The organism is Paenibacillus sp. JNUCC-31, from assembly GCF_014844075.1.
In the GTDB taxonomy this organism is placed as follows: Bacteria; Bacillota; Bacilli; order Paenibacillales; family Paenibacillaceae; genus Paenibacillus.
In genome coordinates, this window is sequence record NZ_CP062165.1 from 4,648,422 (window position 1) to 4,674,226 (window position 25,805).

Annotated in this window: 20 protein-coding genes; 10 read left to right on the forward strand and 10 right to left on the reverse strand. The window is 47.9% G+C overall.

Annotated features, from left to right (window positions below; translation table 11 throughout):
• Window positions 1-14 precede the first annotated feature (14 nt).
• Together JNUCC31_RS20205 and JNUCC31_RS20210 are read left to right on the forward strand one after the other, a co-directional pair.
• On the forward strand, window positions 15-2,678 hold the full coding sequence (locus tag JNUCC31_RS20205) for a LamG-like jellyroll fold domain-containing protein (RefSeq protein ID WP_416234323.1): 2,664 nt from the start codon (window positions 15-17) through the stop codon (window positions 2,676-2,678).
• Window positions 2,679-2,689: 11 nt separating this feature from the next.
• Window positions 2,690-4,999, forward strand: a complete 2,310-nt coding sequence (locus JNUCC31_RS20210) for a beta-L-arabinofuranosidase domain-containing protein (RefSeq protein WP_192263930.1) — start codon at window positions 2,690-2,692, stop codon at window positions 4,997-4,999.
• Window positions 5,000-5,087: 88 nt separating this feature from the next.
• Here the strand turns inward: JNUCC31_RS20210 and JNUCC31_RS20215 are convergent, their stop codons facing one another.
• Genes JNUCC31_RS20215 through JNUCC31_RS20225 form a run of 3 tightly spaced genes read right to left on the reverse strand, consistent with a single transcriptional unit; the run spans window position 5,088 to window position 9,083 of the window.
• Window positions 5,088-6,326 (reverse strand): Ger(x)C family spore germination protein, encoded by a 1,239-nt coding sequence (locus tag JNUCC31_RS20215; protein ID WP_488656248.1) that lies wholly within the window; start codon window positions 6,324-6,326, stop codon window positions 5,088-5,090.
• Window positions 6,272-7,369 carry a GerAB/ArcD/ProY family transporter gene (locus tag JNUCC31_RS20220; protein ID WP_192263934.1) on the reverse strand — a complete coding sequence of 366 codons (1,098 nt, stop codon included), beginning with the start codon at window positions 7,367-7,369 and terminating at the stop codon, window positions 6,272-6,274. The genes JNUCC31_RS20215 and JNUCC31_RS20220 overlap by 55 nt, the downstream gene beginning before the upstream one ends.
• 19 nt (window positions 7,370-7,388) lie before the next feature.
• Window positions 7,389-9,083, reverse strand: coding sequence for a spore germination protein (locus JNUCC31_RS20225; protein ID WP_192263936.1), 1,695 nt, complete (start codon window positions 9,081-9,083; stop codon window positions 7,389-7,391).
• Window positions 9,084-9,429: 346 nt separating this feature from the next.
• On the opposite strand from JNUCC31_RS20225, the gene JNUCC31_RS20230 reads away from it, so the two are divergent.
• Complete coding sequence (locus JNUCC31_RS20230) at window positions 9,430-11,262, forward strand: ABC transporter ATP-binding protein (protein ID WP_192263939.1); 1,833 nt, start codon at window positions 9,430-9,432, stop codon at window positions 11,260-11,262.
• Window positions 11,243-13,084: an ABC transporter ATP-binding protein gene (locus JNUCC31_RS20235; RefSeq protein WP_192263942.1), complete on the forward strand. Its 1,842-nt coding sequence runs from the start codon at window positions 11,243-11,245 to the stop codon at window positions 13,082-13,084. The genes JNUCC31_RS20230 and JNUCC31_RS20235 overlap by 20 nt, the downstream gene beginning before the upstream one ends.
• Window positions 13,085-13,302: 218 nt before the next feature.
• On the opposite strand, the gene JNUCC31_RS20240 is transcribed toward JNUCC31_RS20235, so the two are convergent.
• Window positions 13,303-15,294: a DUF4832 domain-containing protein gene (locus JNUCC31_RS20240; RefSeq protein ID WP_192263945.1), complete on the reverse strand. Its 1,992-nt coding sequence runs from the start codon at window positions 15,292-15,294 to the stop codon at window positions 13,303-13,305.
• 645 nt (window positions 15,295-15,939) lie between these two features.
• Here JNUCC31_RS20240 and JNUCC31_RS20245 point away from each other — a divergent pair.
• The 5 genes from JNUCC31_RS20245 to JNUCC31_RS20265 all read left to right on the forward strand — a co-directional run bounded on the left by JNUCC31_RS20245 (window position 15,940) and on the right by JNUCC31_RS20265 (window position 21,503).
• Window positions 15,940-17,040, forward strand: a complete 1,101-nt coding sequence (locus JNUCC31_RS20245) for a Gfo/Idh/MocA family protein (protein WP_192263948.1) — start codon at window positions 15,940-15,942, stop codon at window positions 17,038-17,040.
• Between the two features lie 11 nt (window positions 17,041-17,051).
• On the forward strand, window positions 17,052-17,942 hold the full coding sequence (locus JNUCC31_RS20250) for a carbohydrate ABC transporter permease (protein ID WP_192263951.1): 891 nt from the start codon (window positions 17,052-17,054) through the stop codon (window positions 17,940-17,942).
• Between the two features lie 12 nt (window positions 17,943-17,954).
• Window positions 17,955-18,788 (forward strand): carbohydrate ABC transporter permease, encoded by an 834-nt coding sequence (locus JNUCC31_RS20255; protein ID WP_192263954.1) that lies wholly within the window; start codon window positions 17,955-17,957, stop codon window positions 18,786-18,788.
• A gap of 85 nt (window positions 18,789-18,873) precedes the next feature.
• Entirely contained in the window at window positions 18,874-20,217 is a 1,344-nt protein-coding gene (locus tag JNUCC31_RS20260) for an ABC transporter substrate-binding protein (protein ID WP_192263957.1), read from the forward strand.
• Window positions 20,218-20,474: 257 nt separating this feature from the next.
• On the forward strand, window positions 20,475-21,503 hold the full coding sequence (locus tag JNUCC31_RS20265) for a LacI family DNA-binding transcriptional regulator (protein ID WP_192263959.1): 1,029 nt from the start codon (window positions 20,475-20,477) through the stop codon (window positions 21,501-21,503).
• A gap of 59 nt (window positions 21,504-21,562) precedes the next feature.
• On the opposite strand, the gene arr is transcribed toward JNUCC31_RS20265, so the two are convergent.
• Window positions 21,563-21,979 carry an NAD(+)--rifampin ADP-ribosyltransferase gene (gene arr, locus JNUCC31_RS20270; protein WP_192263961.1) on the reverse strand — a complete coding sequence of 139 codons (417 nt, stop codon included), beginning with the start codon at window positions 21,977-21,979 and terminating at the stop codon, window positions 21,563-21,565.
• Between the two features lie 403 nt (window positions 21,980-22,382).
• Between arr and JNUCC31_RS20275 the strand changes: the two genes are divergently transcribed.
• A complete protein-coding gene (locus JNUCC31_RS20275) occupies window positions 22,383-23,033 on the forward strand; it encodes an HAD family hydrolase (protein WP_192263963.1) in 651 nt (216 codons plus the stop codon).
• Window positions 23,034-23,315: 282 nt separating this feature from the next.
• Here JNUCC31_RS20275 and JNUCC31_RS20280 read toward each other — a convergent pair whose 3' ends face one another.
• The 5 genes from JNUCC31_RS20280 to JNUCC31_RS20295 are packed head-to-tail and all read right to left on the reverse strand — an operon-like array spanning window position 23,316 to window position 25,552.
• Entirely contained in the window at window positions 23,316-23,597 is a 282-nt protein-coding gene (locus JNUCC31_RS20280) for a GNAT family N-acetyltransferase (RefSeq protein WP_192263965.1), read from the reverse strand.
• Between the two features lie 2 nt (window positions 23,598-23,599).
• Complete coding sequence (locus JNUCC31_RS20285; RefSeq protein ID WP_228469131.1) at window positions 23,600-23,890, reverse strand: (4Fe-4S)-binding protein; 291 nt, start codon at window positions 23,888-23,890, stop codon at window positions 23,600-23,602.
• Complete coding sequence (locus tag JNUCC31_RS33465) at window positions 23,875-24,156, reverse strand: hypothetical protein (protein ID WP_228469133.1); 282 nt, start codon at window positions 24,154-24,156, stop codon at window positions 23,875-23,877. Before JNUCC31_RS33465 ends, JNUCC31_RS20285 begins: the two co-directional genes overlap by 16 nt.
• Before the next feature lie 20 nt (window positions 24,157-24,176).
• Complete coding sequence (locus tag JNUCC31_RS20290) at window positions 24,177-25,199, reverse strand: aminoglycoside phosphotransferase family protein (protein ID WP_192263967.1); 1,023 nt, start codon at window positions 25,197-25,199, stop codon at window positions 24,177-24,179.
• The gene (locus tag JNUCC31_RS20295; protein WP_228469135.1) at window positions 25,196-25,552 is read right to left on the reverse strand and encodes a ribosome small subunit-dependent GTPase A; all 357 of its coding nucleotides are present in this window, start codon (window positions 25,550-25,552) and stop codon (window positions 25,196-25,198) included. The genes JNUCC31_RS20290 and JNUCC31_RS20295 overlap by 4 nt, the downstream gene beginning before the upstream one ends.
• Between the last annotated feature and the right edge of the window lie 253 nt (window positions 25,553-25,805).

Consider the following 25,805-nt stretch of genomic DNA (forward strand, 5'->3'; position numbering starts at 1 on the left):
GAGGAGGAATGAACATGAAAAAATGGTTATCCATGGCGCTTAGCTTTGCGCTGTTGTTTTCCTTATGTGCATTCCCGGCCGCGGCCGAGCCCGTGAAACCGGATTCAACCACCGGCGAGGCGAAGATCATTGACATTTTCGGAAGAACGCTCAACGATTACGGCGTCGAACTGGTAGACTGGCAGGGATACATCGCCAATCCGTATGTGAAACTGAACGTTGTTCCGCCGAAAGACGCCGCCTATCCATTGACGATTGACATCAAGGCCAAAGGCACCTCTCGCCTGATGATGGACCGGCCGAGCACCTTGAGCGAGACAGGGGCGGCAAAGACGCTGACGTTTCAAAATACCGGCGAAAGCAAGCACTTTCTGCTCGAAATTCATCCCGACCGAATCGGAGGCAACGGTGAAATCGAACATTATATGCTGGAGCTCACGGTCACGGATGCCAATGGCAATGTCCAAAAACAAACCACCCCGATTCGTGTATGGGACCAGGATGATGCCAGAGAGCCGAGCCTGCCGCTGAAATTTGATTATAGATATGACACGATCCAGCCTTATTTCAGCGATCCCGCGATCCGAAATGCCAGCGAGCAGGCGATCAAGGATTGGTTCTATTTCTTTGATATGGAGCCCTTCGATACCGTCCCGGCGAACTCGGAAGTCACCCGGCTGCCGCAGGATAATTTTGACGGGCATATCTCGGTGACCAATAATGAGCCTTACAACGGAATGTGGGTCTACCTCAGAGGGCTTAACGAGCCATATTCCACTGGGGGAGCGTCCGACAACGGGAAATATCATAAACGTAACGGAGTGACGGTTCCCGACAGAATCCATCGTTCGCTTCTCACCATTTTGGACTTTTACGATACTGCGACGCCGTTTAGCTCGCTGGATGATGAGAAATGGTACCTGACGGAGATGTCAGACACCTCTACGGACGTGTACGGACTCATCATGCACGAATTCGGGCATGCGCTTGCGTTTTCCCACAGCTGGAGAGGGATGGCTGCCTATAAACGCAGCGGAGGAACGGCGGACAATATCGTCGCGTACCAAGGGGGTCCGGTTCCGTTGGATGACACCTACCATATTCCTGGAGAACCGCAATACTGGGACCGGATCAGCGGGCAGAACGGCGGCCGTACACATCTCTTTCACAACAAGCGCTGGATGCTGACCAAACTGACGCTGTTGATTGCGGAAAAAGCGGGCTGGACATTGAATCGTTCACTGACGCCTTTCCTTAGCCCTGCCATTAAAAACACTCCGGTTCCCAATGCTAAGCCAGGACAGAATTATGAGCTGAAGCTTCAGGCGGAAGGCGGAGTCCCTTTCTATGATTGGAATATTGCAGGGGGAACCCTGCCGGAGGGATTGACGCTGGACCGTTTTACGGGCAAGATCGCGGGAAAAGTATCCGGTGGGGCCAAAGGCAGCTACAGGTTTACGGTACAACTCCGGGATTATGACGAAAAGAGTGCCCCGGTTCAAAAGGAATTCACATTAAATGTCGGCCAGGGAGAACTGGCGGGAGATTACTTGTTTGATGAAAAACAGGCCGAGGATTCCGGTATCGCCCTGGATTATTCCGGTGCGAGCCATGATGCTGCCGTTTATCATGCTTCTCGGACGGACGGCGCAAGAGGCGGAGGATTGGGCTTGAACGGTTTGTCAAGCTACATGAAGCTTCCGGATCGGATGCTGAAAGGAGCCCAGGACTTCACCTTCTCCGCATGGGTAAACGTGGCCGGGAGTCCGGCTGCCTCATCCTCCGGCAACTCTGATATAAACGCAGCCAACGTGCGCATTTTCGATTTTGGCTCACGCCCAGGCAAATCCATGGCGTTATCCATCGAAGCTGGCGGAACGTTACGCTTGACGGCACCGGGCCCGCAGGGGACCGGAGCCGTGAACATTTCTGGCAGCGGCGTAACATCCGGACAATGGCATCATGCGGCGGTCACCGTATCTGGAAGCACGGCAATCCTTTACCTGGATGGGGCTGAGCTGGCCAAGACCTCGGATGTGAATCCAGGCAGCATCCGATCCCTTCTGAATGGGGCGAACAAGTATATCGGAAAGTCCGGGACGAACGAACATTATTTTGCCGGAAGTCTCGATGAAATCAAGCTCTATTCGCGTGCGCTGCTTGCGGCCGATATCGCCGCTCTTGCCGCGGATAAACCATCTCCGCCCGTTGTCGAACCGCCGGGACCGATAAATCCAAACGTAGCGGTTGAAGGAAACGTTACGGCCTCCTACGTCTCGCCTTGGGAAAGCCTGGTGGGACTAAATGATGAATACGAGCCGACGAGCTCGGCGGACAGGGGGCACCCGATCTACGGGAACTGGGATACCCGTGGGACCGAGCAGTGGGTGCAGTATGATTTTGACCGGCCGTTTACCCTCTCGTCAAGTGAGGTATACTGGTTTGCCGATCATGACGGGATCGATCTGCCAGCGTCGTTTTACATCCAGTATTGGACGGGAACCGATTGGGTGAAGGTGCCTGATCCTTCCGAATATGGCGTTCTTCCGGATCAATATAATGTGACCTCCTTCGATCCGGTAACAACGACGAAAATCCGCCTAACCATGAAGGCCAAGGCAACGACATCCACAGGCATTCAACAGTGGAAGGTGATTGGAACATCCACAAGCGAATAGGGGGGCATGACATGGGTTTGGTTAAAGAGGATGAAAGCATCGTAATCAAGGATATGGAGACGCTGTATTTAGGCAATCTGGCCACGGTGGAATTCGACCTCCGCTTGCCCCTGGAAGGGAAATACGGCTCAAAAATCAACTGGACATCAGGGGATTCCCGCTTTCTCCATGACGACGGTACGGTAACCCGGCCGAAATACGGCATTGGCAAACGCACAGTTCCGCTGCGCGCAACGTTTCGATATGGCGATTGCATCAAGGAAAAAGTCTTTGAAGTGACCATTTTGGAGGAAAAGAATCAAATTCGGGTGTCACGGATTTATCCGATACTGCTGAAAGAGGAAAAGGGGCGGCCGTTTTATTTGCCGACGGTCGCCGTGGTCGAAACGACCGAGGGCGAGATCATTTCCCATGCGGTGGATTGGGAACAGGGGGAGGCATGCATTGTCGATGAGCCCGGTCCTATCATGTTTAAAGGGGTCCTGAAAGACACGGCGATTCCGGTAAGTGCGGAAGTTTGGATGGCAGCCGGGCAGCTTGAACGGGAAACGATGGACACCACTCCTGCCGTGCACGGCTTTCCCGCTGATGCGGTAGCGCTGAAGGACGGGACCGTCTTTAAAGCGGCTCAGGACAGAAGCCTGGTCTTTTTGAGAAATGTCAATGACGACCAGATGTTATATAATTTCAGGGCTGCCGCCGGACTGGATACACGCGGAGCTCCGGAAATGACCGGTTGGGATTCGCCCGACTGCTTGCTGAGGGGGCATACGACCGGGCACTATCTGTCCGCGCTGGCATTGTGCTATGCGACTTCGGGGGATGAGGACATCAAGCGGAAGGCAGAGTACATGATCGCTTCGCTGGAAGAATGCCAGCAGGCTTTTGCAGGCCAATCCGGAATTCATGCCGGCTTCCTCAGCGGTTACACAGAGGAACAATTTGACCAGTTGGAGAAGTTTACCCGCTATCCGGAAATATGGGCTCCTTACTACACCCTGCACAAGATCTTTGCCGGGTTGCTGGACTGCTACCGCCATTTGGGAATTCGTACGGCGCTGACGATCGCCGATCAGCTTGGCGACTGGGTGTATCATCGTTTGAACAGGCTCCCTAACCGCGTGCTCAAAACCATGTGGAGCATGTACATCGCCGGCGAATTTGGCGGCATGAACGAATCGCTTGCCGAGTTATACTCCATGACGCATAAGCCCGAACATCTGGCGGCGGCCAACCTGTTTGAAAACGATCGTCTGTTTGTCCCGCTGCGCGCGGGTATTGATGCCCTTGGCGGCCTCCATGCCAACCAGCATATCCCTCAGGTCATCGGCGCCCTGAAAATATTCCAGGCTACCGGGGAGAAGGTGTATTACGACATGTCCCGTTTTTTTTGGCAGGCCGTTACGAGTTCGCATATCTATTCGATCGGCGGCACGGGAGAAGGCGAAATGTTCCGGCAGCCAGACAGAATTGGAGAGTGTCTCAGCGATAGAACCGCGGAAACTTGCGCCTCGTACAACATGCTGAAATTGACGAAGGAATTGTTTGTGTATCATCCGGCAACGGAATATATGGATTATTACGAGCGTACGATGTTTAATCACATTTTGGCCTCCTGCGATCATCAACCGACGGGAGGCAGCACGTATTTCATGCCGTTGGCACCCGGCAGGACAAAGTCTTTTGACGTAGCGGGGAATACCTGCTGCCATGGCACCGGATTGGAGAACCATTTTAAATATTCGGAGGCGATTTATCATTACGATGAATCCGCGCTATATGTTAATTTGTTGATCCCTTCGACCCTCCATTGGCGGGAACGGCAGGTGAAGCTGGCGCTGGACGCGGAGCGATACGATCCAGGTAAAGTGACGCTGCGGGTGGAGGGGACAGGGGCTTTTACATTGAAGATTCGTCGTCCTTACTGGGCCGGGCCGGATTGCGGAATGGAGATCAACGGCCAGCCAGCCGACATGGCTAACGACCCTGAAGGGTATATGTGCATCAGACGGGATTGGCAGGATGGAGACGAGATCAAGCTTTTCTTCGACTGCAGGCTCCGCGTGGAAACGGCGCCGGATCGGAAGGAACTGGTGTCTCTTGCGTATGGGCCGTACATTTTGGCTGCGCTCTCTGAAGAAAGTGACTATTTGCGGCTTCAGCTGCGCGAAGATGCCCTTCAGGAAAGTTTCACCAAGGAAACCGGGCCGCATGGGTTCGCTTTCCGCTATGCCGAGGATGATTTGTTGTTCATTCCACTTGCGAATGTGTTTCACGAACGATATCACGTGTATATTGAACGGGACACGATGCTGCAGTAGGAGGAGAAATAGCGCACACTTTTGCAGTGTGCGTTTTTTATATTTGAACTTGAGCTTCATATAAGCCCATTGATTTTGGAGGGCATTATTAATTCGTGGTCATCGTAGAGGCTCCGAAATCTTCAATGTCCACCTTCACCTCAAAGGTCACGGGTACGGTTGCAAAGACTTGATCCCAATGGTCCTTCACTTGCTCCCACATATCGGGGTGTTGAATTCGCAAGGCTTGGCCCATATGTGCTACCTCCACCCGCATTTTTTTCATCTTGGATACCGTTTGCTGTGCCAGCTCCTTGATCTTGTCCTGAACAGCATCTGCTTCTTCGTGCAGTGTCTGATCCTTCATTTTATTTGCATCAGAAACAAAGCTTTCAGAAAGGCGACCCACGGATGAAATCTTCACATGGAACGAAATGTCGTTTTTATTAACGTGAGCCTGAATATTACTTTTTGCCGATTTGATCTCATAGACGAAATCCCGTTGCGAACGGGAATCGGTACCTTTTACAATCCCACCTGTCAAATCTCCTGTAATCCATTGCAATCCTTCTACATCCATTTTACTCAGATATCCTGCATATTTTTGCGTGTTCCCCCTGATAACCCCTGCACCAAATAGTGTGATTCCATCCCTAATCCTGATGACGTTGGGTAACACGAAGCTGGATCTCGATTTTAGCGGTCCGATCACTTTGGCGAGAGTTACGGGCTTGACAAGACGATTGGTGTGGCTGCGGTTGTCAAAAAGATCTTTCAGCATGAAGGCGGGCGTTTTCCCCGAGCTCATTTCCTTGAACACATCGCTTGCTGTACCGGTGCTTGTTAAGAGCAGAATACTCAGTCGAATGTCGTTATCCGCCAAATAAAAATCCAATAGTTCCTGAAGGGGGACTTTTTGAAGTAATTCCGAACTAATGATAATGGTTTTAAGGTGAAATCCTGCCGGAGACTGATTGCTGAGATAGGATTCTCTTGTCATTTCCATGATTGAATCGCCAAGCTCTTCTTCATTATAAAACTTGTTTCCCTGTGAAGGAGAGCCTGAACTGCTTCCCTCTTCCGGAAGAACAAACTGAACAGTTCTTCGAATCTGATATTTCGGATGTTGTTGCCGGGTTTCTCGGACCGACGTCTCCGTTTTCTGAGGTTCGGCATCCAACGCAATGCCTGCTTCCAAATTCCTCTCCTCAATGGGGGAACTGCTCCAGCAGCCAGCAAGCAGGAAGCAACATGTAATCATGCAGGTGTATCTCAAGCAACGCTTCCAACTCTTCATGGAGAATTCACCCGCCAACGTGAAATGAGAAGCAACAGCACAGGCAAGCATGAGAACAAGACCAGATTGGCCTTACCCATGTATGCTCCCAGAGCAAAAACTTCGTTGATGTCTTTAGGCAACTGGGAAATGAGACAAATGAACGGCAAAATCAGAAACATGCTTATCCTGTAGGATAAATTGAAAATTTGGGAAACGCCTAAGGCTGCAGAGTAGAAAATAATTGTGAATATAGAAAAAATCTGTAATATCCAGATCGCCAAGAGCAGGGATTCGAATCGTTCCAGCAGGAGGTCTTCGAATTCCACGCTGCGGGCAAGATCGAAGAACGGCCAGGTGCGCGTCAAAACCCCGTCCAGGGAAAATACCCCAATACAGATGATTACGGCTGACGTATAAAAGATAACGGCAAGGCCGATTCCCCAGCTCATGACTTTAGCTGCTTTTTTGGGAGCCTGCATCTGACTCAATATGAACAGGAAACATTCGCTTCCGCTGAAGGCGAGTGTAGTGGATGGAATGCCTTTCATGATCGGTGTCCATCCCTTGGCAACGAGGGGACGAAGATTATTCATATCGAAAGCGGTAGACCCCAAAAAACAGATAAGAATAAGAACGGTTATGGATATGGGAATAATAATCTGGCATAATTTCCCGATTGTGCTGATACCCTCCATGCACAAGTACAGAGATATCCAGACAAAGCAAGCCAATATAGCCCATCCTGGTGTGCCCTCCAGAAGATAGAAGGAAGCCATTTCTTCCATAGACCTTAACTCATAACTGGCAAGATGAATGTAATAAAGAACGACAACAAGTCCGATGCATTTTCCGATAAGCTTACCAGTGATTTGTTGTACGTATTCATAGAAGGTGAAATGCGGATATCGCTGGCCGAGCAAGATAATGATCCAGGCTGTGCAGAAGCTGAATATGCCCCCCAGAACAACCGATATCCATGCGTCGGCAGTGTTTACTTTGCTAATTATCTCCCTTGGCAGGGTAAACAATTCCGCTCCAATCATGAAACAAAGAATAAGCGCTAGCGTCTGTAACGTGGTTAACTGTTTCGTTTCAGGAATTCCGGCTGACATCAGGAATGCTCCTTTCCATCTAATCTTTGCGTTTGGATTCCTTGGGCTTGAGCACCTCGGGACGATATTTCATGAATTGCAGAGGTACACGGATTACATAGTCTTTCCAGTCTTTCAAGGACTGGGGAACGGCCAGATTGACATAAGAAATGCCGAAGCTTTTCAGCTTGAGCATATGGACGGTCAGGAAGAGAAAAGACATGATTACACCATACAATCCGAACATCGCAGCGCTAAACATAATTGGAAAACGCAGCAGGCGCATGGATAACCCTGCGCTGTACATTGGCGTCGCAAAGGAACAGATGGCTGTCACGGCAACGACAATGACCAAAATGGGACTGACGATTCCTGCATTTACCGCAGCCTGTCCAATGATCAGTCCACCTACGATTCCCATGGCGGGACCGATAGGTTTAGGAAGTCGCAGTCCTGCTTCGCGCAATACTTCAATGGCGATTTCCATGATCAGCGCCTCAATGAGTGTCGAAAAGGGAACGCCTTTCCTTGTGGCGATGATGGAAACAACCAATTTGGTTGGAATCAGGCCGGGATGAAACGAAATAAATGAAATGTACAGGGAAGGAGCGAAAAGGGAAATGAACGTGCAGACAAAACGAAGAATGCGGATCAGCGAGCTAGGAAGCCAGCGTTCATAATAATCCTCCGGGGATTGTAACATCATGGCATAGGTGACGGGCATTAACAGCGCATAGGAAGAACCATCCAACAATATGGCTACTCGACCTTCCAGCAAGGAACTCATAACCCGGTCAGGGCGTTCTGTATTTTGTATTTGGGCAAATGGACTCAAAAAATTGTCCTCGATGAGCTGTTCCACATAACCGTTCTCCAATACTTCATCCACATCAATGGTTCTTATACGCCGTTTGACCTCTGCCACCAACTCTTCATTGGCAATATCCTTGAAATATATAACCATCAACTTTTTTTGCACCCGCTTACCGACTTGATAGGACGTCATGGCAAGGCTTTTATTTTCTCCGTGTCTGCGCAACATGGCCGTATTGTCGCTTAACGTTTCGGTGAAGCCGATTCTTGGTCCGCGAAGAACGGCTTCTGAGATGGGTTCCTCTACAGAACGGGTCTGGCCGCGAGAGCTTCCCAACAGCAGGGCACCTGGCATGCCTTCAACTAACAGCATGGTAGAACCGAACAGGACTTTTCGTAATGCTTGATGGACATCGACGATCCACTCGGTCTCCGAAATCAACAAGACTTGTTGCACAAGGTAATCCTCTAGCTTTTCATTTCTAATATGTTCATCTGTTAAGGGCTTACTTGCCCAGTCCAGAAGCGGCTTTAATATATTCTGGTCGAGTCCCGGTTTGTCGGTAAGGCCGTCCACAAAAAACAAGATGCCTCTGGCTTTCAAATTTTGGAGAAAGATCGTTCTCTCGTTGACATCATCCATATCCAGAGCAGTTTTCCTGAATTTGTCCAGGTTAAGTTGATAGTCATCCGTATAAGAAAGTATTTCCTCATCTGATGCTGTCCGCGTATCGCCCGAGTCGAGTCCACGTTGGTCTTCCCGTTGTATTTCCTCTAATTTTTGTTTTCTTTGGCTATAAGCCCCATCAAATATTTTAATCTGTCTGATGGTGAGTAGAATGAGCAGTGGAACAGCCGAAAGAAAAAAGACTTCCATTAGCACTCCCCATTTAGGTAAATGGTTCAGGATGAATTGTGGCATCACAAGGCCTCCATTTCCAGAATATCCACGTTGGTTAATAGAGTTGCCAAACATAACAAAATAATGCATTACTAAGGGGCAATACGTATTGTACCCATTTGCAGTCCTGATTTAGGCACGCTGCTCCGTTTTTTTTATCATAGATCGATGTTCCCATGTCCATTTCAGGTTAATAATGAGAAGGAAAGTAAGATATTAACGATTTGATGATGCAAAATGCGATATAATAAGCGTATTGGATACGTGAAATTTTACATAGAATGATGGAATGAGACTAACGGAGCTGGCTGCGTGGACACAAAAAAATGAGTCACGGTAACAAGCGCTCCGGGCCGGAGGAATGGTAATGATCAAGCTGTTGTACTACTTGAAGAAGTATCGAGTCGCCGCCATCGCAGCACTGGTCATGATGCTGATTGAATTGACGGTCGAATTGGCGCAACCCTATCTGATCTCGAAGATCATTGATAACGGTATCCAGCAAGGAGATCTATCGGTAGTTTGGCTATGGGGTGGGGTGCTCGTGGGCAGTGCCGTCGTGGCGTTTGCCGCGGGAATTGCAAGCTCGTTTTTTGCGTCCCATGCAAGTCTTGGCTTCGGGTACGATTTGCGGGAGAAGCTGTATGACAAAGTGCAAGCGCTCTCTTATGCCGTCTTTAACCGTTTTTCTACATCTTCCCTGATTACCCGATTGACCGGGGACGTTACACAGGTGCAGGATACGATCTTTATGAGTCTGCGATTCATGACGCGTGTGCCGCTCGTAGTGATTGGCAGCATGATCATGGCGGTTGTGGTAAATCCGAGGCTGGGTCTGCTGCTCGTGGTGATGGTGCCTGTATTACTTGTGGTTGTCGTCTGGATGATCAAAAAGGCGGCGCTGCTGTTTCGCAATGTGCAGCGCAGACTGGATGCCGTGAACGGAGTCATCCAGGAAAATCTGACAGGCATTCGGCTGATCCGTGTCTTCGTACGGATGGGCCATGAGATTGAACGCTTTGCCACATACAGCGGCAAACTGATGAAAGGCACGATCTCCGCGCTGCGCCTGACGGAGACAACGATGCCATTCATGCTGCTCATGATGAATGGTTGTATCATCGCCGTACTGTGGTTCGGACGACGTGATATCACTACCGGAAATGCAACCGTGGGTGAAGTCGTTGCAGTCATTAACTATCTGCTTCGGACCATTGGTGCCATGTCTGCACTGTCCTGGATTCTGGTAACCTTCTCCAGAGCGAGTGCTTCAGCACAGCGGCTTAATGAGGTTTTCGATACGGAGGATGTATCGGAAATGGCACAAGGTGAAGGGGGAGGGAAAGCCGAACAAACAGGACAGAAAACAAAGCAATCAACAGAGCAGCCAAGTCTTTCTTTAGAACCAGATCGTTCCGTACAAGCTGGGAAAGGAAATCCTGTTATCCAGGGTGCAGTTGATTTTCGGGGTGTGGGATTCAGCTATCCCAATAGTGAAATTACTGTCCTGGAAGATATTACGTTCTCGGCGAACCGAGGAGAACGTATCGCCATCATGGGAGCGACAGGTTCGGGGAAATCCTCACTGGTTCAGCTCATTCCAAGACTTTATACCGAAGATCAGGGCAAGGTTCGTATTGATGGCAAAGACGCAGCTCGCCTGGATATTGCTTCACTGCGTGGAGCTATCGGTTATGTACCGCAGGAAGTGGTTCTCTTTACCGGATCGGTAAGAGATAACATCGCCTGGGGTCGGGAGGACGCAACGCTCGAAGAGATTAAGGAAGCAGCGCGGCGTGCCCAGATTCACGAGACCATTGAGAAGTTGCCAAATGGCTACGATACACAGCTGGGTCAGCGGGGAGTCAATCTGTCGGGTGGACAGAAGCAGCGGCTCTCGATTGCCCGTGCATTGATACGTCGTCCGAGTATTTTGATACTGGATGACAGTACAAGTGCACTCGACGTGGCGACAGAAGCAAGGCTGCTTGATGCGCTGGAAGAACTGTCCTGTACAACGTTCATTATTACGCAGAAGATCAGTTCAACCACCTCTGCGGATCTGATTCTGCTGCTGGACGATGGGCGTCTGATTGGTCAGGGGAAACATGAGGATTTGATGGATTCCTCCGAGCTGTATCGCCGAATCTATGAATCACAATACGGGGAGGGTACACCACATGTTCAAAGCATTCACTGAACCTTTCCGTCAGCCCCCACCGTCGATTGATCCCGAGACGCTGAAGACGGGTGGAGGACGCAAGCCTAAAGCACGGGCGAAGAATTGGTCTGGTACGTTAGGCCGGATCTGGACGTATCTGGCACGTCGCAAGGTCAAGCTGGCTATGGTGCTGTTAATGGTATTTGCCAGTTCCGCACTCGCTTTGCTTGGACCTTATATGGTCGGTGTGGCTGTGGATAAATTCATTGATGGAGAAGCAACGAGTTCCAGCTGGACGACATTTTTATTGGGTCTGGTGGCAGTCTATGTTCTGTTCTCCCTGACATCATGGCTGCAAAATATATGGATGATCGAAATTGCACAGGAGACCGTGTTCCGCATGCGGTATGATCTGTTCGCTCATCTGCACAAACTGCCGATTCCATTCTTCGGCAAGCGTCAGCAGGGTGAGATTATGAGCCGGGTTACGAATGACATCGAGAATGTCAGCGGTACGCTGAACAGCTCAGCCATACAGATTTTTTCCAGTATATTAACCTTGCTTGGAACGTTTGGCGTGATGCTCTGGCTAAGTCCATTGCTCACCTTGCTTACATTTATCGTAGTACCGCTGATGGCTATTGGTATGCGCTGGATTACACGCAGAACCGGGCCGTTGTTCAAGCAACGTCAGCGCAATCTGGGCGAACTTAATGGGTACATTGAGGAAACATTGTCCGGGCAGAAGATTATCAAGGCATTCTCCCAGGAAGAGCGGGTCATTCGCGGGTTTGAGGAACGAAATACGAACATCCGGTTGTCCGGTTTCTGGGCGCAGACGATCTCCGGCTTTATTCCCAAGCTGATGAATGGTCTGAACAATCTGAGCTTTGCAATTGTTGCAGGCATCGGTGGAATTCTGGCGATTCAGGGTTCGGTTACAGTCGGGGTGATTATCATCTTTGTGGAATACGCTCGTCAGTTCACACGTCCGCTTAACGATCTGGCAAACCAGTGGAATACGTTGCTGTCTGCAATTGCCGGGGCAGAGCGGGTGTTCGAAGTGCTGGATGAGGATGAGGAAGCGAAGGATGAAGGCGCAGCGGTGTCATTGGACAAAGTGGAGGGAGCCGTTCGCTTCGACAAGGTGTCCTTTGGATACGATGAAGGGCGTAATATTTTGCATGAAATCAACTTTGAAGCTAAACCGGGTGAGATGATTGCCTTGGTAGGCCCGACTGGGGCAGGGAAAACAACGTTGATTCAGCTGTTATCTCGTTTCTACGATGCTACAGACGGCACGATAACGGTGGATGGACGTGACATTACCACTATTCGACGTGAGAATTTGCGCTCCCATATGGCATTTGTTCTTCAGGATTCCTTCCTGTTCCAGGGCACGATTCGGGAAAATATCCGTTTCGGCCGTCTGGATGCGACCAACGAAGAGGTGGAGGCTGCTTCAAGGCTGGCGAATGCGCATTCGTTCATCGTGCGGATGAAGGACGGATACGACAAAGTGCTTCAGGCCGACGGAAGTGGTATCAGTCAAGGACAGAAGCAGCTGCTTGCGATTGCCCGGGCAATTTTGGCTGACCCGTCCATTCTCGTGTTGGATGAAGCAACTAGCAGTATCGATACCGTCACGGAGATCAAAATCCAGGAAGGGTTACAACGTCTGATGCAAGGCCGCACCAGCTTTGTCATCGCCCACAGGCTGAACACGATCCGCCAAGCCGATCGAATTCTTGTACTGAAGGATGGTCAGCTCATGGAGCAGGGTTCGCATGACGCATTGCTGGAACAAGGCGGCTTCTACAGAGAACTGTATTACAGCCAGCTGCGGAACAAGGCACAGTAACAGAAAGAGCATGGCCGAAGAACTATGGCGGCCATGCTTTTTTTGTAGGTTATAATGGGTGGTTCGGGCTATCGCTGGCAGAGAATCAGCGAGAGGATTTTCTCTGTTGCTCAGCTGGAAAAAGGAGAGCAGGAACGGAGGGCATAATGAGTATTATGCCTTTCATTCCTGCTTTTTGCCTCTTCACATATTCGCTGAACATGAGAAGTAACTGAGAATTACTTCGTCACACTGCTCAGCTTGAATGAGCCGTCGGTCAATTTGTTTGTATTGGCAAAGTCCACGCCGGGTTTATTCGTTTCCGGATCGATGATCGCAATCGCGATATCATAGGTTCCTGCGGCAAGACCGGAGACTGGAATGGAGTCGGTCAGGGTGTAGGTGCCCGTTTTCCACGTGGTTAGATTAACAGTTGTTGTTTTCTTGGCGACCACTGTATTGCCACTGCGCAGTTGAATTTCAACCGGCCACGCAAATGGGAAGTGCTGTACGCCCTTATTTTCTACCTTAATCGTTGTTGTAAATGTACTTCCGTTAATGGTGGATGGATGCGAGATTTCTTTCACGACAAAGTGGTAACCCATTCGTTTCTTGAGTGCATCGATGTTGGCCTGTAGTGCATGATTCAAAGGAAGCGAGGCAGGGGAGTTCGGTCCCAGCCAGCTCGGCTTGCTCAGCTCCGTTTGACGCAACGTTTCCGTAAATCCGCTGCCGCTGGTCAATGCCGCAAGCATGCCGGAAGCTCCACCGTAAAATTCTCCACCGGAAATTCGTGTCTCCCAGAAGTTCGCATGTGCAGGCTGCTGCTGGCCGATGTCATCCCAATAACCATTCTGGGTGCCTGTGTACCAGCCCCAATCTGCATCGAAGCTTTCTTTATGTCCAAATACATCATTGAACATGCCCATGACCATGCCTTTATTATTGGTTTTGGCGAGGGCAATACTGCGCCGGATCAGAACCTGCATCTTGTCCTCTTTACCGGCAAAGGCATCGATATAATGCTGTACGTACTTGTTCGATATGTCATTTGTAGGGAAAGCGCCTGTGTAGTTGGTCTCGCCATTCGGTCCGACATAAGGCCAGGTATGGAACTCGCCCCAGTGTCCGAGGGAACCGATCTGGACAAAGGCGACCGGACGATCATTAGTGTTGTACCTTGCCGCAATGGCATCGATGGCTAATTTGTGCCTTTCTTGCAGATAGGTGGAGTTGTAGTTGGGGGAGAAGCCCATGTTGTTGCCTGTGCCCATGCCCCCGGTTGTATCGTTGTAAACTGTTCCGGGAGATTCTCCACGGGCAATCATGTCATTGTAGAGCCAGTCTGGAATATCCCGGTGAGCCTGTCCAGTTGGGCTGTCCAGAATGAAGCGAAACACCACTTTAACCCCTTTGCTTTTCCAGTAGGCAAAATTGTTGGCAGCTTCAATTGCGCTAAAATCGTACGTACCTTTGATGGACTCAAGCTCTTTCCAGGTCACACCGGCATATACGAGCCTGTGTGGCTGTGCATATGTTGTGCTCTTGGCCGAAGGCGCCCAGCCTTTGAATGGATTGTTGAGTGGGCTGTCCAGCTCTACGGGATTCACCACAGTATTGTTCCCTGTACCTCCACCCGATCCAGCCGAAGTCAAAAGGTAAGCGGGCAGCGTTTGTCCCGCCGCGGGCAGTCTCGACGTATCCGAGCTGTTGTCGATATACCCGACCCGTACCGTGCTGCCTGCACTGATTTGCAAGGTAGAGAGAGGAATCGCAACCTCAATGGCGGAAGAGCTGCGATAGAATTGGGAGCTGGTTAACGTGCTGTTGAAATTCCAGCTCCAATCGGTTCCGCTACCGCCATAGCGGTATAATCCTGTATTTTCAAGCAGCCACTCCACACCTGTAGCTCCCCAGCCCGCAGCCTGGTAACCGGTTGAAGTATTGTTATCGGTATTGATCCAGAAATTCCCCATCGTTGTACTCAGACCAGAGCCTTGAATAAGCAGATAGAGGTTGGTTCCATCATTGGTCACTTTGAGCGTCTGGGCAGAGCCACTATTGGTGGTGAGAGCACTAACGCTGCTCCAATCGCTGACATTGCCATCAATGGTAATGGTCGCAGCAGAGGCCTTTGGCAAAGCTCCCGCAGGCAAGAGCAGGGTAATCATGAGGATAAAAGCCAAAAACAGTCCAAGACTCCGTTTGCTTTGATCAAATAATCTTGTCATGGTATACCTCCTGAATAATGGATTTTTGAATGAGTACTCGTTCTGCCTTGCCCCTACATGTCTTCATGAGGGAGAGTTAGGAAAGTTCAACTCCTTTCTGAGCCGCCAAAGTGGCAGGATAATGACGTTTTATGTAAGAGTCATGGTAGTAAATAGAGGATAAGCAGCTGAAAACGATCATACTTTGGTTTGCGGCAAATATAAAATGTGCTTTTAGTTCTTGAGTTCCGCGTCTAAATTGCATTATAGGGGACAGGAAAAGGAGATTCAACAGATTTTTTTCCATAATTTATTTGTTTTTCTATTGAAAATAGAGGTATATCATTGAAGATTGAATATAATTCAATTTAGTTAACAAGTTAAATTTGCCGCAAATATAATTGGATTCACATTAAATTATATGATAATAAAATAAAAATGTAAACGCTTAATTTATGATGAATAAAGAGTTATACTGTTTAGTGGTATACAAATAACACCACGAAACTATTGCCGCAAAATGTTTAAAAATTTAGCCAAAATCAATTGACAACCAATCAAAACTATTTTACTATCGTTACATAGTCGCAATCCTGTTAGATTTCTTAACATCAAATTGGCTTGATGGCATTTGCCGCAAATTTACGAGCAACGGAGAGTGTAAGCATGGGGAAGATAAAAATGGCTTTTATCGGTGTAGGAGACATGGGGTCACATCATTGCATTGGTTTTGATTTGCTCGAAGAGTGTGAGGTTCGTTATATCTGTGATATGAATGAGGCCAATGTGGCACGTACGCTGGTTGAACTTAAGAACAGTAACCCCGCCATAGTAAGCGATTATCGTGAGCTGCTTGCCAAGGAAGATTTGGATGCGGTGGTCATCAGTGTACCGAACTATTTGCATCGTGAAGTGGCAGTCGCTTTTCTGGAGGCGGGCAAGCATGTATTTCTGGAAAAGCCTGTCGCCCATACCATTGAGGACTGTGATGCCATTATAGAAGCTGCGGAAGCCTCGGGACGAATTTTACAGATTGGACTGGTCTATCGGTATTCAAATCTGTATCGCCGGATGGAAAAGGAGTTGGAGAACGGACGACTTGGCGACGTGAAATTGATGTGGTGCAAGGAGTTCCGCGATCCGTTCCCACCTGCAGATTGGTTCTATGACAAGACCAAGTCTGGGGGAGCGATTGTAGAAAAGGATTGTCATCACTTCGACATTTTCAACTGGATGATCCAGGCAAAGCCTGTCCGCGTGTTTGCCTCTGGAGGTCAGCATGTCATGAAACAAGGGGAGCCCAATCAAATTCAAAATTCATACAGTCACTATCCGACGAAAGAAATTTCGGACACCTCCATCGTCGATCACGCCTTTATCACCATTGATTATGATAACGGCAGCAAAGCCAATCTGGGCCTGTGCATGTATTTGAAACCGCGCAATCTGATGGGAGAAGGGCTTGAGATTGGCCTGATCGGAGAGAATGGCGGTCAGATGGTGGCACGGAATGACAAGACGATTGATATCGTTGGCGGGCAGGACTGGACGAAGGACCACCTGGACATTGATGTGTCGTCGGATTCAATCATGGGTGGACATACCGGAGGACAGACCCAGCGTATTGATTTTCTGAAATGTGTACAGGAAGGCAGACAGCCTTTTGCGAGTGCGCAGGTTGGTCGTAACGCGTTGCTTATTGCCCTGGCGGCAGAGAAATCCATTGTGGAAGAACGGTACGTCTATTTAGAAGAAATTTCAGGCTGAGGGGTGTCATCATGAACAGATTGAGAAAATATGACACGCTGCTGTTTTTTCTCTTCATTTTGCCTTGGATCATCGGATTTATTACCTTTTTCCTTTTTCCTTTCGGGACCTCGGTCTTCTACGCTTTTACAGATGCGAGGCTCCCGGGAGCAACCAACTTCAACTTTGTCGGCATTGATAATTTTACACACATGATGGACGATCCCATCTTTTTGAAAAGTTTGATGAACACGATGTTTTTCGTTGTATTCGGTGTTCCGATCGTTACAGCGGGCATGCTCGGTTTGGCGATGCTGCTTAATTTTAATGTCAAAGGCATTGCGTTGTTCCGCACCTTCTTCTATTTGCCGACCCTGGTGCCCATTGTGGCAACGGTCATTATCTGGCGGCTCGTATTCAACTCCGAATTCGGCATCCTGAATGCCGGACTTGGCGCGCTCGGTATAAGCAAAGTGGATTGGATTGGCGGCGAACATACAATTAAGCCAGTCATCATCATGCTCCAGGTCTGGATCTCCGGCAGCGGCGTGCTGATCTTTCTGGCTGCACTGAAAAATGTACCCCGACATTTGTACGAAGCTGCTGCGATTGACGGTGCAAGCGGGATTCGTCGATTTTTCCAAATTACGCTGCCGATGATCAGTCCGTCCATTCTGTTTGTCATCATTATTCAGACGATGTATAACTTTCAGATGTTTACGGAAGCGCTGCTGCTATCTAAGGGGGGGCCGAACTACTCTGCTTATACGTTTGTCTACAATATTTATAAATCGGCCTTTACCGATCTGAAATTCAGTATGGCGATGACGCAGTCGATTTTCCTGTTCGCCGTGATCTCGCTTGTCACCCTGATCCTGATGAAAGTATCGAACCGCTTTGTGTATTACGAGGGAGAACGATAGGAGGAGAGTTACATGAACAGCCGAAAAATAGCGGTAAAAGCGTCTCAATATACATTGCTGATCGCAGCGTTAATGCTGTTTGCAGGGCCTCTGGTATGGATGCTCTCGACCATGCTGAAAACCAAAGCGGAGACCTACAAGGTACCTCCAACCATCCTGCCGGACACATTCAGTCTGGAAGCCTTTGAACGATTGTTCGCCGTACAGCCGATGATGTGGCAGTGGATTCAGAATTCGTTTATCATTTCCTTTTTTGTTGCGGCGGGAGCGGTGGTGTCCAGTTCACTTGTCGCTTACGGTTTCTCCCGTTTTGCAACCAAATATCGGAATATTCTGTTCCCGGTCGTGCTTGTTACCTTAATGATTCCTCCATCCATTATGATGATTCCCTCGTACGTCCTTTTTTCCAAGTTGAACTGGATTGATACCTGGTTGCCGCTCATTGTGCCAGCCTGGCTCGGAGGCGCCTATTATATCTTCCTGTTCCGACAGTTTTTCATGACCATTCCCCAGGAGCTGGACGAGGCTACATATCTCGACGGCGGCAATCGCTGGACGGTATATGCACGGGTCATTATGCCGCTGTCCAAACCCATTATTATGACAACCATTATTTTTGCCTTTGTGAACTCCTGGCTCGATTTTCTGGGGCCGTTCCTGTATATCAAAAACGCAGAAATGTTCACGCTGAGCGTGGGCTTGCAGCTGCTGATTGGTCAGACGAGCCAGGATTTGCCGGCGCTCGCTGCGGGTGCATTTATCAGTATTGTACCTATTGGACTGCTGTATATGTTTGCACAACGTTATATCGTTGAGGGGGTGGTGCTTACGGGCACCAAAGGGTAGAATGGCTGCCTCGCTTTCCGGTTTTCGGGTGGATAGAACTTTTTTGACTTTTTGATATGACATGACATAAAGGGGAGCTGTGTATATGAGAGCGAAGAGTAAGCGGCTATTCAATGTATGGGCACTTGTACTTGCGACAATGGTGGTGATCAGTGGATGTGGAAATGGAGGATCGTCCGAAAACGCCGACTCTTCTGGTTCCGGCAGCAGCCAGAGCGAACCTGTAACGATCACATACTCCCAGTGGGGGACGGCGGAAGAGCTTCATCGTACACAGGAACTGTTGGATCAGTTCATGAAGGCCAATACCGATATTAAGGTGAAACTGGAAGGCAAGGATTGGGGCAGCTACTGGGATGGACTCACAGCAAATGCAGCTGGGGGCACACTCCCGGACGTATTCAAAACGAGTTATGCATATGTGGAGAAATACGCCGAGCTTGGCATTTTCAAGGAATTGGACGGCTTGCTGGCGGAAAATCAGTTTGATCTGAATAATGTGGACAAAAGTCTGCTGGGCCTTCACCAATATCAGGGCAAACAAGTATCCTTGCCCATCGATGCCAACGTCATCGTATGGTATTACAACAAAGCGATCTTTGAGAACGCAGCAACCAATCCTCATAACGCCCCGGTTCCATCGCTTGAACCAACCTGGGATGAAATTACCGACATTGCAACCAAGATGACGCTGGATAAAAACGGGAAAAGCGCTGACGAAGCGGGTTTTGATGCCGAGAACATTGTGCAGTGGGGCTTGTCCATTTCACCGGGATCAACGATGGATTGGTTCCTGGAACCGGAGCTATGGTCCAACGGCGCCAAGCTGGTGAACGACGATGGTTCCCTTGCCCTTGAGACACCTGAAGCGATGGAAGTGCTGAACTATTTTATCGATTTGACCAAAAATAAAAAGATTAACACCACACCTGCACAGATTGAAGGTTTGGGTGGACAGGTGAATCTTGCAATTACTACATCCAAGGTAGCCATGAATCCGGGTGGCAGCTGGAATACAACCAACTACCAGGAGGCTGGCGTGGAGTACGGCATCTCCTATTTGCCAAAATTCAAAACCAACCAGACCGTCGTTCAGCCAGCAGGTCTGGCCATCAGCTCCAATACCAAGCATGAAGAGGCGGCTTACAAGCTGTTGGCCTGGCTTGCCGGTCCGGAAGGACAGACTGAACTCGCGAAGCAGGGATATTCCATTCCGGCTAATAAAGCCGCAGCGGATGCTTATATTGCCACTGTAGGCGAAGATAATAAAATCTTCCTGGATGCACAGCAGTATGGTATTGTATCTCCCTTTACGACCAAGAAAACCGATCTGGTCTGGACGTATGGTGAGCAATCGCTCAAACTTCCACTTGCCGGGGACGGTGATCTGAACGCAGCACTGAAGGATTTGGCCTCCAAGATGCAATAAGTAGTTAAAGAGGAGGCAGAGCAGAGCTTCATACGTTTTCTTTAAAGGATTATAATTTGGCGGCAGTATAGGGGATAGCAAGCGCCCCGACTGCCGCCATTATTTTATAAAAGACCGCATCCGTGCACCATTTCATTGACTTCTGGCGAGTAGAAATATAGAATTATATTTGCCGCAAATTTGTGTTTGCAGGGATGAAATTGCCCCAATACAAATGGGGTTTAAATATATGTTTAGAGAAAAGGTGGGGACTTCACATGGCTAAATTGAAGGATATTGCAGACCGGGTAGGTGTATCGATCTCTACCGTTTCACGTGTGATGAAGAACGATGTCAATCGCTCGGTCAGCGATGAAACCCGCAAAAAAATCTGGGATACCGCTGAGGAGCTGGGTTATCGTTCGCAGCGACCGGCCAAGAAGAAAAAGGTGGAGCCCAAAACGGCATATGCAATCGGCTGTGTGGTTGCCATTCCGCAAAATAAATACAATAGCCCTTATTTTTCAGTCATTATGGAAGGGATCGAGAAGCAGCTTGCTGAAGCGGGCATGCGTCTGGAATTTGTGTACAGCATCGAGAACGATGGGGACATCGTGCAGCTGCAGTCCCTTGTGAAGGAGCATCGGATTGATGGCATGATTGTAGTGGAGCGAATTGACCCGGAAGCCTATCGCTGGCTCAAAGCCAATGTACGGACCGTAGTAGGTGTAGATATCACGGACCCGGACATCCCTGTCGTCGGTTATGACCGTGAAGAGGCGGCCAGAGAGGCAACGAATCATCTGATTGCGCAAGGGCATCGTATTATTGCCTATATTGGCGGAGCGGAGTACAAGAATGATTTTCGTGAGGAAAAACGTTTCCTTGGTTATCGGCGTGCAATGAATGATGCGGGATTACCTGTTGATGATGACTGGGTGATCGATGTGAAATGGGATGTTTCGCTGAGTTATGAATTGACCAAGCAGGCATTTACCAACAATGCAAACAGACCTACCGCAATATTTGCAGCCAGTGACATGATGGCAATTGCAGCCATGCGTGCTGCAACCGAACAGGGTCTGCGCATTCCGGAGGATATCGCCTTTTTTGGGGTGGATAATATTGAAATATCTGAATTCACCTCTCCGCCGTTATCGACCATTCATGTTCCCAAGCTGGAGATGGGCATGTTCGCGGTTAAACAGCTGCTCGATTATCTGGATCATCATTATGAAGTCGCTGTCAAAATGATCGTTCCGTATCGCTGTATATTCCGCCAGTCTTCCAATGGCAAAATAGAATAGCTATCAACCAAAGAGTTCCCGTGTCCAGAGTTGGACAGAGGGAACTCTTTGGTTAAGATTTAATCGTAGATCACATTTTTTCCTTCTTCACTTAATTTTTTTAAAGATGTAAGCATATGATTGATCTCTTCATCGGAGTGTCTTTCCCATGAAGCTAATTCAGCTACTATTTTTAGAGGTGATTTAGATCTATATGAGCGTGTTGGGTTGCCAGGAAATCTTTTATCCGTTAAGTTAGGATCATTTTCAAAATCTCCTAATGGTTCTACAATGTAGATTCTTTCTTTTGCATTCGTTTTTGCTAATTCCGCACCCCACTTGGCAGCATTTAATGTTCCGGTAAAGTAAATGTGGTTAGATTTTTTATCTTGGTAATTGGATAAGTATTGCGGTTCTAATAAATCTCCAATTTTCAGTTCTGCTTTAGTACCATGAAAAAAAGGTCCGTTATCTAAGACATTTTTTTGGTCATCCATACTGATGCACCTCTTCTTTTTAGATTTGTATTTAGCAGTATAGTGTAGGAATCGCCAAAAAAACAGTCTATAAAAAACATATAAATAACGGTATAATGTAAGTAGAGAGAATGATATTCAAGAATCGGACAAGTGGGGACCCACGAATAAGCATACCGAACTGGAAAAAGTAAGAGAAGCGATGAAACAAGCCAAAGAGCGACGATTGAAAACGTCATGCGATTCATTGCTCAACGAAATTCGTATCAAATTAATAACAAATAATGTGTGATGCTCAAACAAGAAGGCAGCCGATCATAGTGATCGGCTGCCTTTGTTCAACTAACGGGCAGGGTAGTGCAATGGTTTGCGTTAAGATATGTATAATAAGGTATATTGTAGTTTGAAAAGGGGAGACGAGGCTATGTCGCAATCACTAATTTTTGATATGGATGGAACACTATTTCAGACAGGAAAAATATTAGAGGTATCACTCGAAGAAGCTTTTGATCGTTTAAGGTCACTAAAAGTATGGGATACAGTAACGCCTATTGAGAAATACCGTGAAATTATGGGAGTACCTTTACCAAAAGTTTGGGAGGCATTATTACCCAATCATTCTGATGAAGTAAGAAAAGAGACGGATGCTTACTTTTTGGAAGTGTTAATAAAAAATATAAGATGTGGGAAAGGCGCTTTATATCCAAATGTAATGGAGATTTTTACGCATTTAAAAGAGAATAATTGTTCAATCTACATAGCAAGTAATGGTTTAAAAGAATATTTAAATGCAATTGTGGGTTACTATAATTTGGATAATTGGGTTACTGAGACCTTTAGCATTCAACAAATTGAATCTTTGAACAAGTCAGACTTAGTCCAAAGTATAATTGTAAAATATGGAATTAGTAGTGGAGCAGTAGTAGGAGACCGCCTTTCGGATATAAATGCAGCTAAAGATAACGGTTTGGTTTCCATAGGATGTAATTTTGATTTTGCGCAAAGTGATGAACTTGCTCATGCTGATATCGTTATAAACGATTTGATCGAGCTGAAGACAATAGTAATACAGTGAAAAATACGAAGACTTTGATTCTAATTCAGCTTGTGAAACATATGAAAAATTAGCTGAGAATATAGAAAAGTATCAACTTTTTACAATTTTAGAGGAGGAAACAATAATTGGTGCGATTGATATAAGAGGAAATGATGATCGTATTCACAGTTTAATATTTTTTCTCTTCTGAAAATACGGGAATCGATTGACAAATAAGAGAAGAGCCTGAGGGGGACGACGAAATCACGAAACCCTCCAGGCTCTTCTCTATTATGATCTTCATAACCATATTATTAGTGATTATTTATTGAGAACATCCGCGTATTCGGAGAGACGTTCGAATCGTCCCTTGGCAAACGGGCATAAGGGTAAAATCTTAATACCGTTTTCCCGCGCGTATTCCACCATAGCTTCGATAAGCTTATCGCCAAGCCCTTGCCCTCGGTAAGCATTTTCGACAAAGGTATGATCAATAATGTAAAGTTCAGGACTTGAGATTACATACGTCATCACCGCAGCAATGCTGCCGTTATCTCGAATAAGAAATCTTTTTTTGGCGGTTTCATGTTCTACCACATGCATGTTCATCCCTCTTTCTCTGTTGAAAATTCACCGTCCAGGCGTCTATACGTCAGTGCTCCGCTTGGGCATGTGTCAATATGCCGGGCAATTGCCTCCGTAGTGTCAGCATCTGGATTGATCCAAGGACGCTTGTTTAAATCAAAAACACCAGGCAGGCCTTTTACGCAAATACCCGAATGAATGCATACCTCTGAATTAAACATTACCTCGATATCTTTACCGTAGTATACTTTCTGCTTAATCATCATTTCTTCACATCTTTCACTATTGAGTTTGTTTAAAGACCAATCCATTCTTCGAAAGCTGATAGAAATCTTTCCAAATGGCGAAGCGTTGATTCGTCTTCCAATTCTGGGGTTTCATTCACCGGTTTTTGAATCAACCGCTTTTCGAATGCTTTTTCTTTAAATTCGAAAACCGACTGGGGAACGTCTTGGCTCTCGATGTTCGAATTATAAAGAGGAATCGTTGGTAAGTCAACGAGATGAACCACCCGATGCTTTGTCGAATGCAGCTGGGTTTTGAGATAGCTTATGGGCCGAAGTCCCCCTGCATTCAAGGGTTTTCAGAGTTTCTTTTTTAGATCCAACCTTGGGCAGTGCTATTCTTCATTTCATAAATTTTTTGGAGTATATGGATTTGCTTCGCCTTCTGGTCATCGTCCTCTGCATGGAGATACCCCTCCACAAGCCTGTACCCGAATATGAGCAGGATCAGCTCGTAGACGCAATGATCGGCGACAGGGGATACATCTGCATACTCCGAAAAGCCTTTGTAATACGCGGGGACACATCGCTGGTAGTATTCGACCATATGATCGGTATCCGCTTCATCCGCAATCAGGCTTGCGAGATCCTCGCCCAAGTAGCCCCATCCCGATGTATCCCAGTCGATGAGCGCAATTTTTCCATCGGCGTAGATCAAGTTGGTCACCCAGAAGTCCCGGTGGCATAGCACGAGGGGCAATCTTTCGATGCGGGCAAGTATTTCGTCCGCGTGCTCATCGATGTCGATAAGCATTTGCCGTACGTGCTGCGGGAATTCACAGTCCTCCGAACGAATATAATCGTAGACGATTGGCCATGACCGGTAATGCATATACGTATTCTTCATGAGATCCGCATGGCTCAGGTTTGTCAGGCTCTGCAGTACAGTGGGCTGTTTCGCATACAGTTTACCTTGAAAGCGTCCTAACTCCAACGAAGCCTGTTCATACATGTCACCGGTCAAGTCCAAACCTGTTACACCGTCGATATATTCCAGCCATAGCTGGAATTCATCTTCTTCGGTATTCATCTCGGCGTGATAACATGCTGGCCAACGTAAGGCATCTGAGAACGTCGCTCCCAAGTCAGACTCATAAAGATCATATTCCCGGCGCCATGAACCCGGATCACCATAACGCTCCCATTTCTTCTGAATTTTAAGTACGATATCGTACGGCATTTTTTTGCCACACGCGGTTTCGACGATCCCGGTTACCAGGTACACATTTCCCACAGTACCACCCTGTAACGGCATGGTTTGGCAGTCGGCCGAGATAATATCCTTCCTGAACTGTTGGCTCAAGGCATAGATCAGCGTTTGGAGATTAATATTCATAGCTTCCAACCTCCGTTATTCTTCGTTTGCTTGCCCTGCCTGGCTTGTGTCAGGTACCGCATGATGCGGGTAACGTTGAAATCCGAATTCAGAGAAGAAAGGATAAACACATAGTCAAAGTTGGTAGCGACGACTTGTTCCAGCACGGTTTTGGCATAGCCTGTGGCATGCCCTGAGTAATCCGCGCGTGAGAACTTGGAGCGGCGGGGCAATACCGTAACGATGAGTGAATGTCCGCTCTCGTTGTGGTGCAGCAAGACAAAATCACCGACGCACGGAAAGTCCACGCGTGTTTCCGCGCCGTGATAGAAAGTTCCCTTGAGGACTGCCGTTACTTCCCCACGCTCAGTCATGACCGTGAAGCGCTCTCGACGAAGCTCCGTCACCCTGCCGGGCAATAATCCGCCTTGAATTGCATCTATTTCTGTATAGCCATAGGTTTTCAAATCCATCATGTTTTTTGTTAGCTCCTTTAATGTTGTTTTTTGGACGCAAAAATGCCATGGACAAGCAGCCTCTAAAGAAGCTGCTGTCGCACGGCATCAGGACGTAAAAAAAGATACGACCTTCATCGTATCTGCAAACAGCAATATTCACGAAAGGTTA

What these genes read in the sequence shown, in the direction of transcription:
- JNUCC31_RS20205 (WP_416234323.1), top strand. Translation starts at nt 15, where the DNA reads ATGAAAAAATGGTTATCCATGGCGCTTAGCTTTGCGCTGTTGTTTTCC.
- JNUCC31_RS20210 (WP_192263930.1), top strand. Translation starts at nt 2,690, where the DNA reads ATGGGTTTGGTTAAAGAGGATGAAAGCATCGTAATCAAGGATATGGAG.
- JNUCC31_RS20215 (WP_488656248.1), bottom strand. Translation starts at nt 6,326, where the DNA reads ATGCTTGCCTGTGCTGTTGCTTCTCATTTCACGTTGGCGGGTGAATTC.
- JNUCC31_RS20220 (WP_192263934.1), bottom strand. Translation starts at nt 7,369, where the DNA reads ATGTCAGCCGGAATTCCTGAAACGAAACAGTTAACCACGTTACAGACG.
- JNUCC31_RS20225 (WP_192263936.1), bottom strand. Translation starts at nt 9,083, where the DNA reads ATGCCACAATTCATCCTGAACCATTTACCTAAATGGGGAGTGCTAATG.
- JNUCC31_RS20230 (WP_192263939.1), top strand. Translation starts at nt 9,430, where the DNA reads ATGATCAAGCTGTTGTACTACTTGAAGAAGTATCGAGTCGCCGCCATC.
- JNUCC31_RS20235 (WP_192263942.1), top strand. Translation starts at nt 11,243, where the DNA reads ATGTTCAAAGCATTCACTGAACCTTTCCGTCAGCCCCCACCGTCGATT.
- JNUCC31_RS20240 (WP_192263945.1), bottom strand. Translation starts at nt 15,294, where the DNA reads ATGACAAGATTATTTGATCAAAGCAAACGGAGTCTTGGACTGTTTTTG.
- JNUCC31_RS20245 (WP_192263948.1), top strand. Translation starts at nt 15,940, where the DNA reads ATGGGGAAGATAAAAATGGCTTTTATCGGTGTAGGAGACATGGGGTCA.
- JNUCC31_RS20250 (WP_192263951.1), top strand. Translation starts at nt 17,052, where the DNA reads ATGAACAGATTGAGAAAATATGACACGCTGCTGTTTTTTCTCTTCATT.
- JNUCC31_RS20255 (WP_192263954.1), top strand. Translation starts at nt 17,955, where the DNA reads ATGAACAGCCGAAAAATAGCGGTAAAAGCGTCTCAATATACATTGCTG.
- JNUCC31_RS20260 (WP_192263957.1), top strand. Translation starts at nt 18,874, where the DNA reads ATGAGAGCGAAGAGTAAGCGGCTATTCAATGTATGGGCACTTGTACTT.
- JNUCC31_RS20265 (WP_192263959.1), top strand. Translation starts at nt 20,475, where the DNA reads ATGGCTAAATTGAAGGATATTGCAGACCGGGTAGGTGTATCGATCTCT.
- arr (WP_192263961.1), bottom strand. Translation starts at nt 21,979, where the DNA reads ATGGATGACCAAAAAAATGTCTTAGATAACGGACCTTTTTTTCATGGT.
- JNUCC31_RS20275 (WP_192263963.1), top strand. Translation starts at nt 22,383, where the DNA reads ATGTCGCAATCACTAATTTTTGATATGGATGGAACACTATTTCAGACA.
- JNUCC31_RS20280 (WP_192263965.1), bottom strand. Translation starts at nt 23,597, where the DNA reads ATGCATGTGGTAGAACATGAAACCGCCAAAAAAAGATTTCTTATTCGA.
- JNUCC31_RS20285 (WP_228469131.1), bottom strand. Translation starts at nt 23,890, where the DNA reads ATGGATTGGTCTTTAAACAAACTCAATAGTGAAAGATGTGAAGAAATG.
- JNUCC31_RS20290 (WP_192263967.1), bottom strand. Translation starts at nt 25,199, where the DNA reads ATGAATATTAATCTCCAAACGCTGATCTATGCCTTGAGCCAACAGTTC.
- JNUCC31_RS20295 (WP_228469135.1), bottom strand. Translation starts at nt 25,552, where the DNA reads ATGACTGAGCGTGGGGAAGTAACGGCAGTCCTCAAGGGAACTTTCTAT.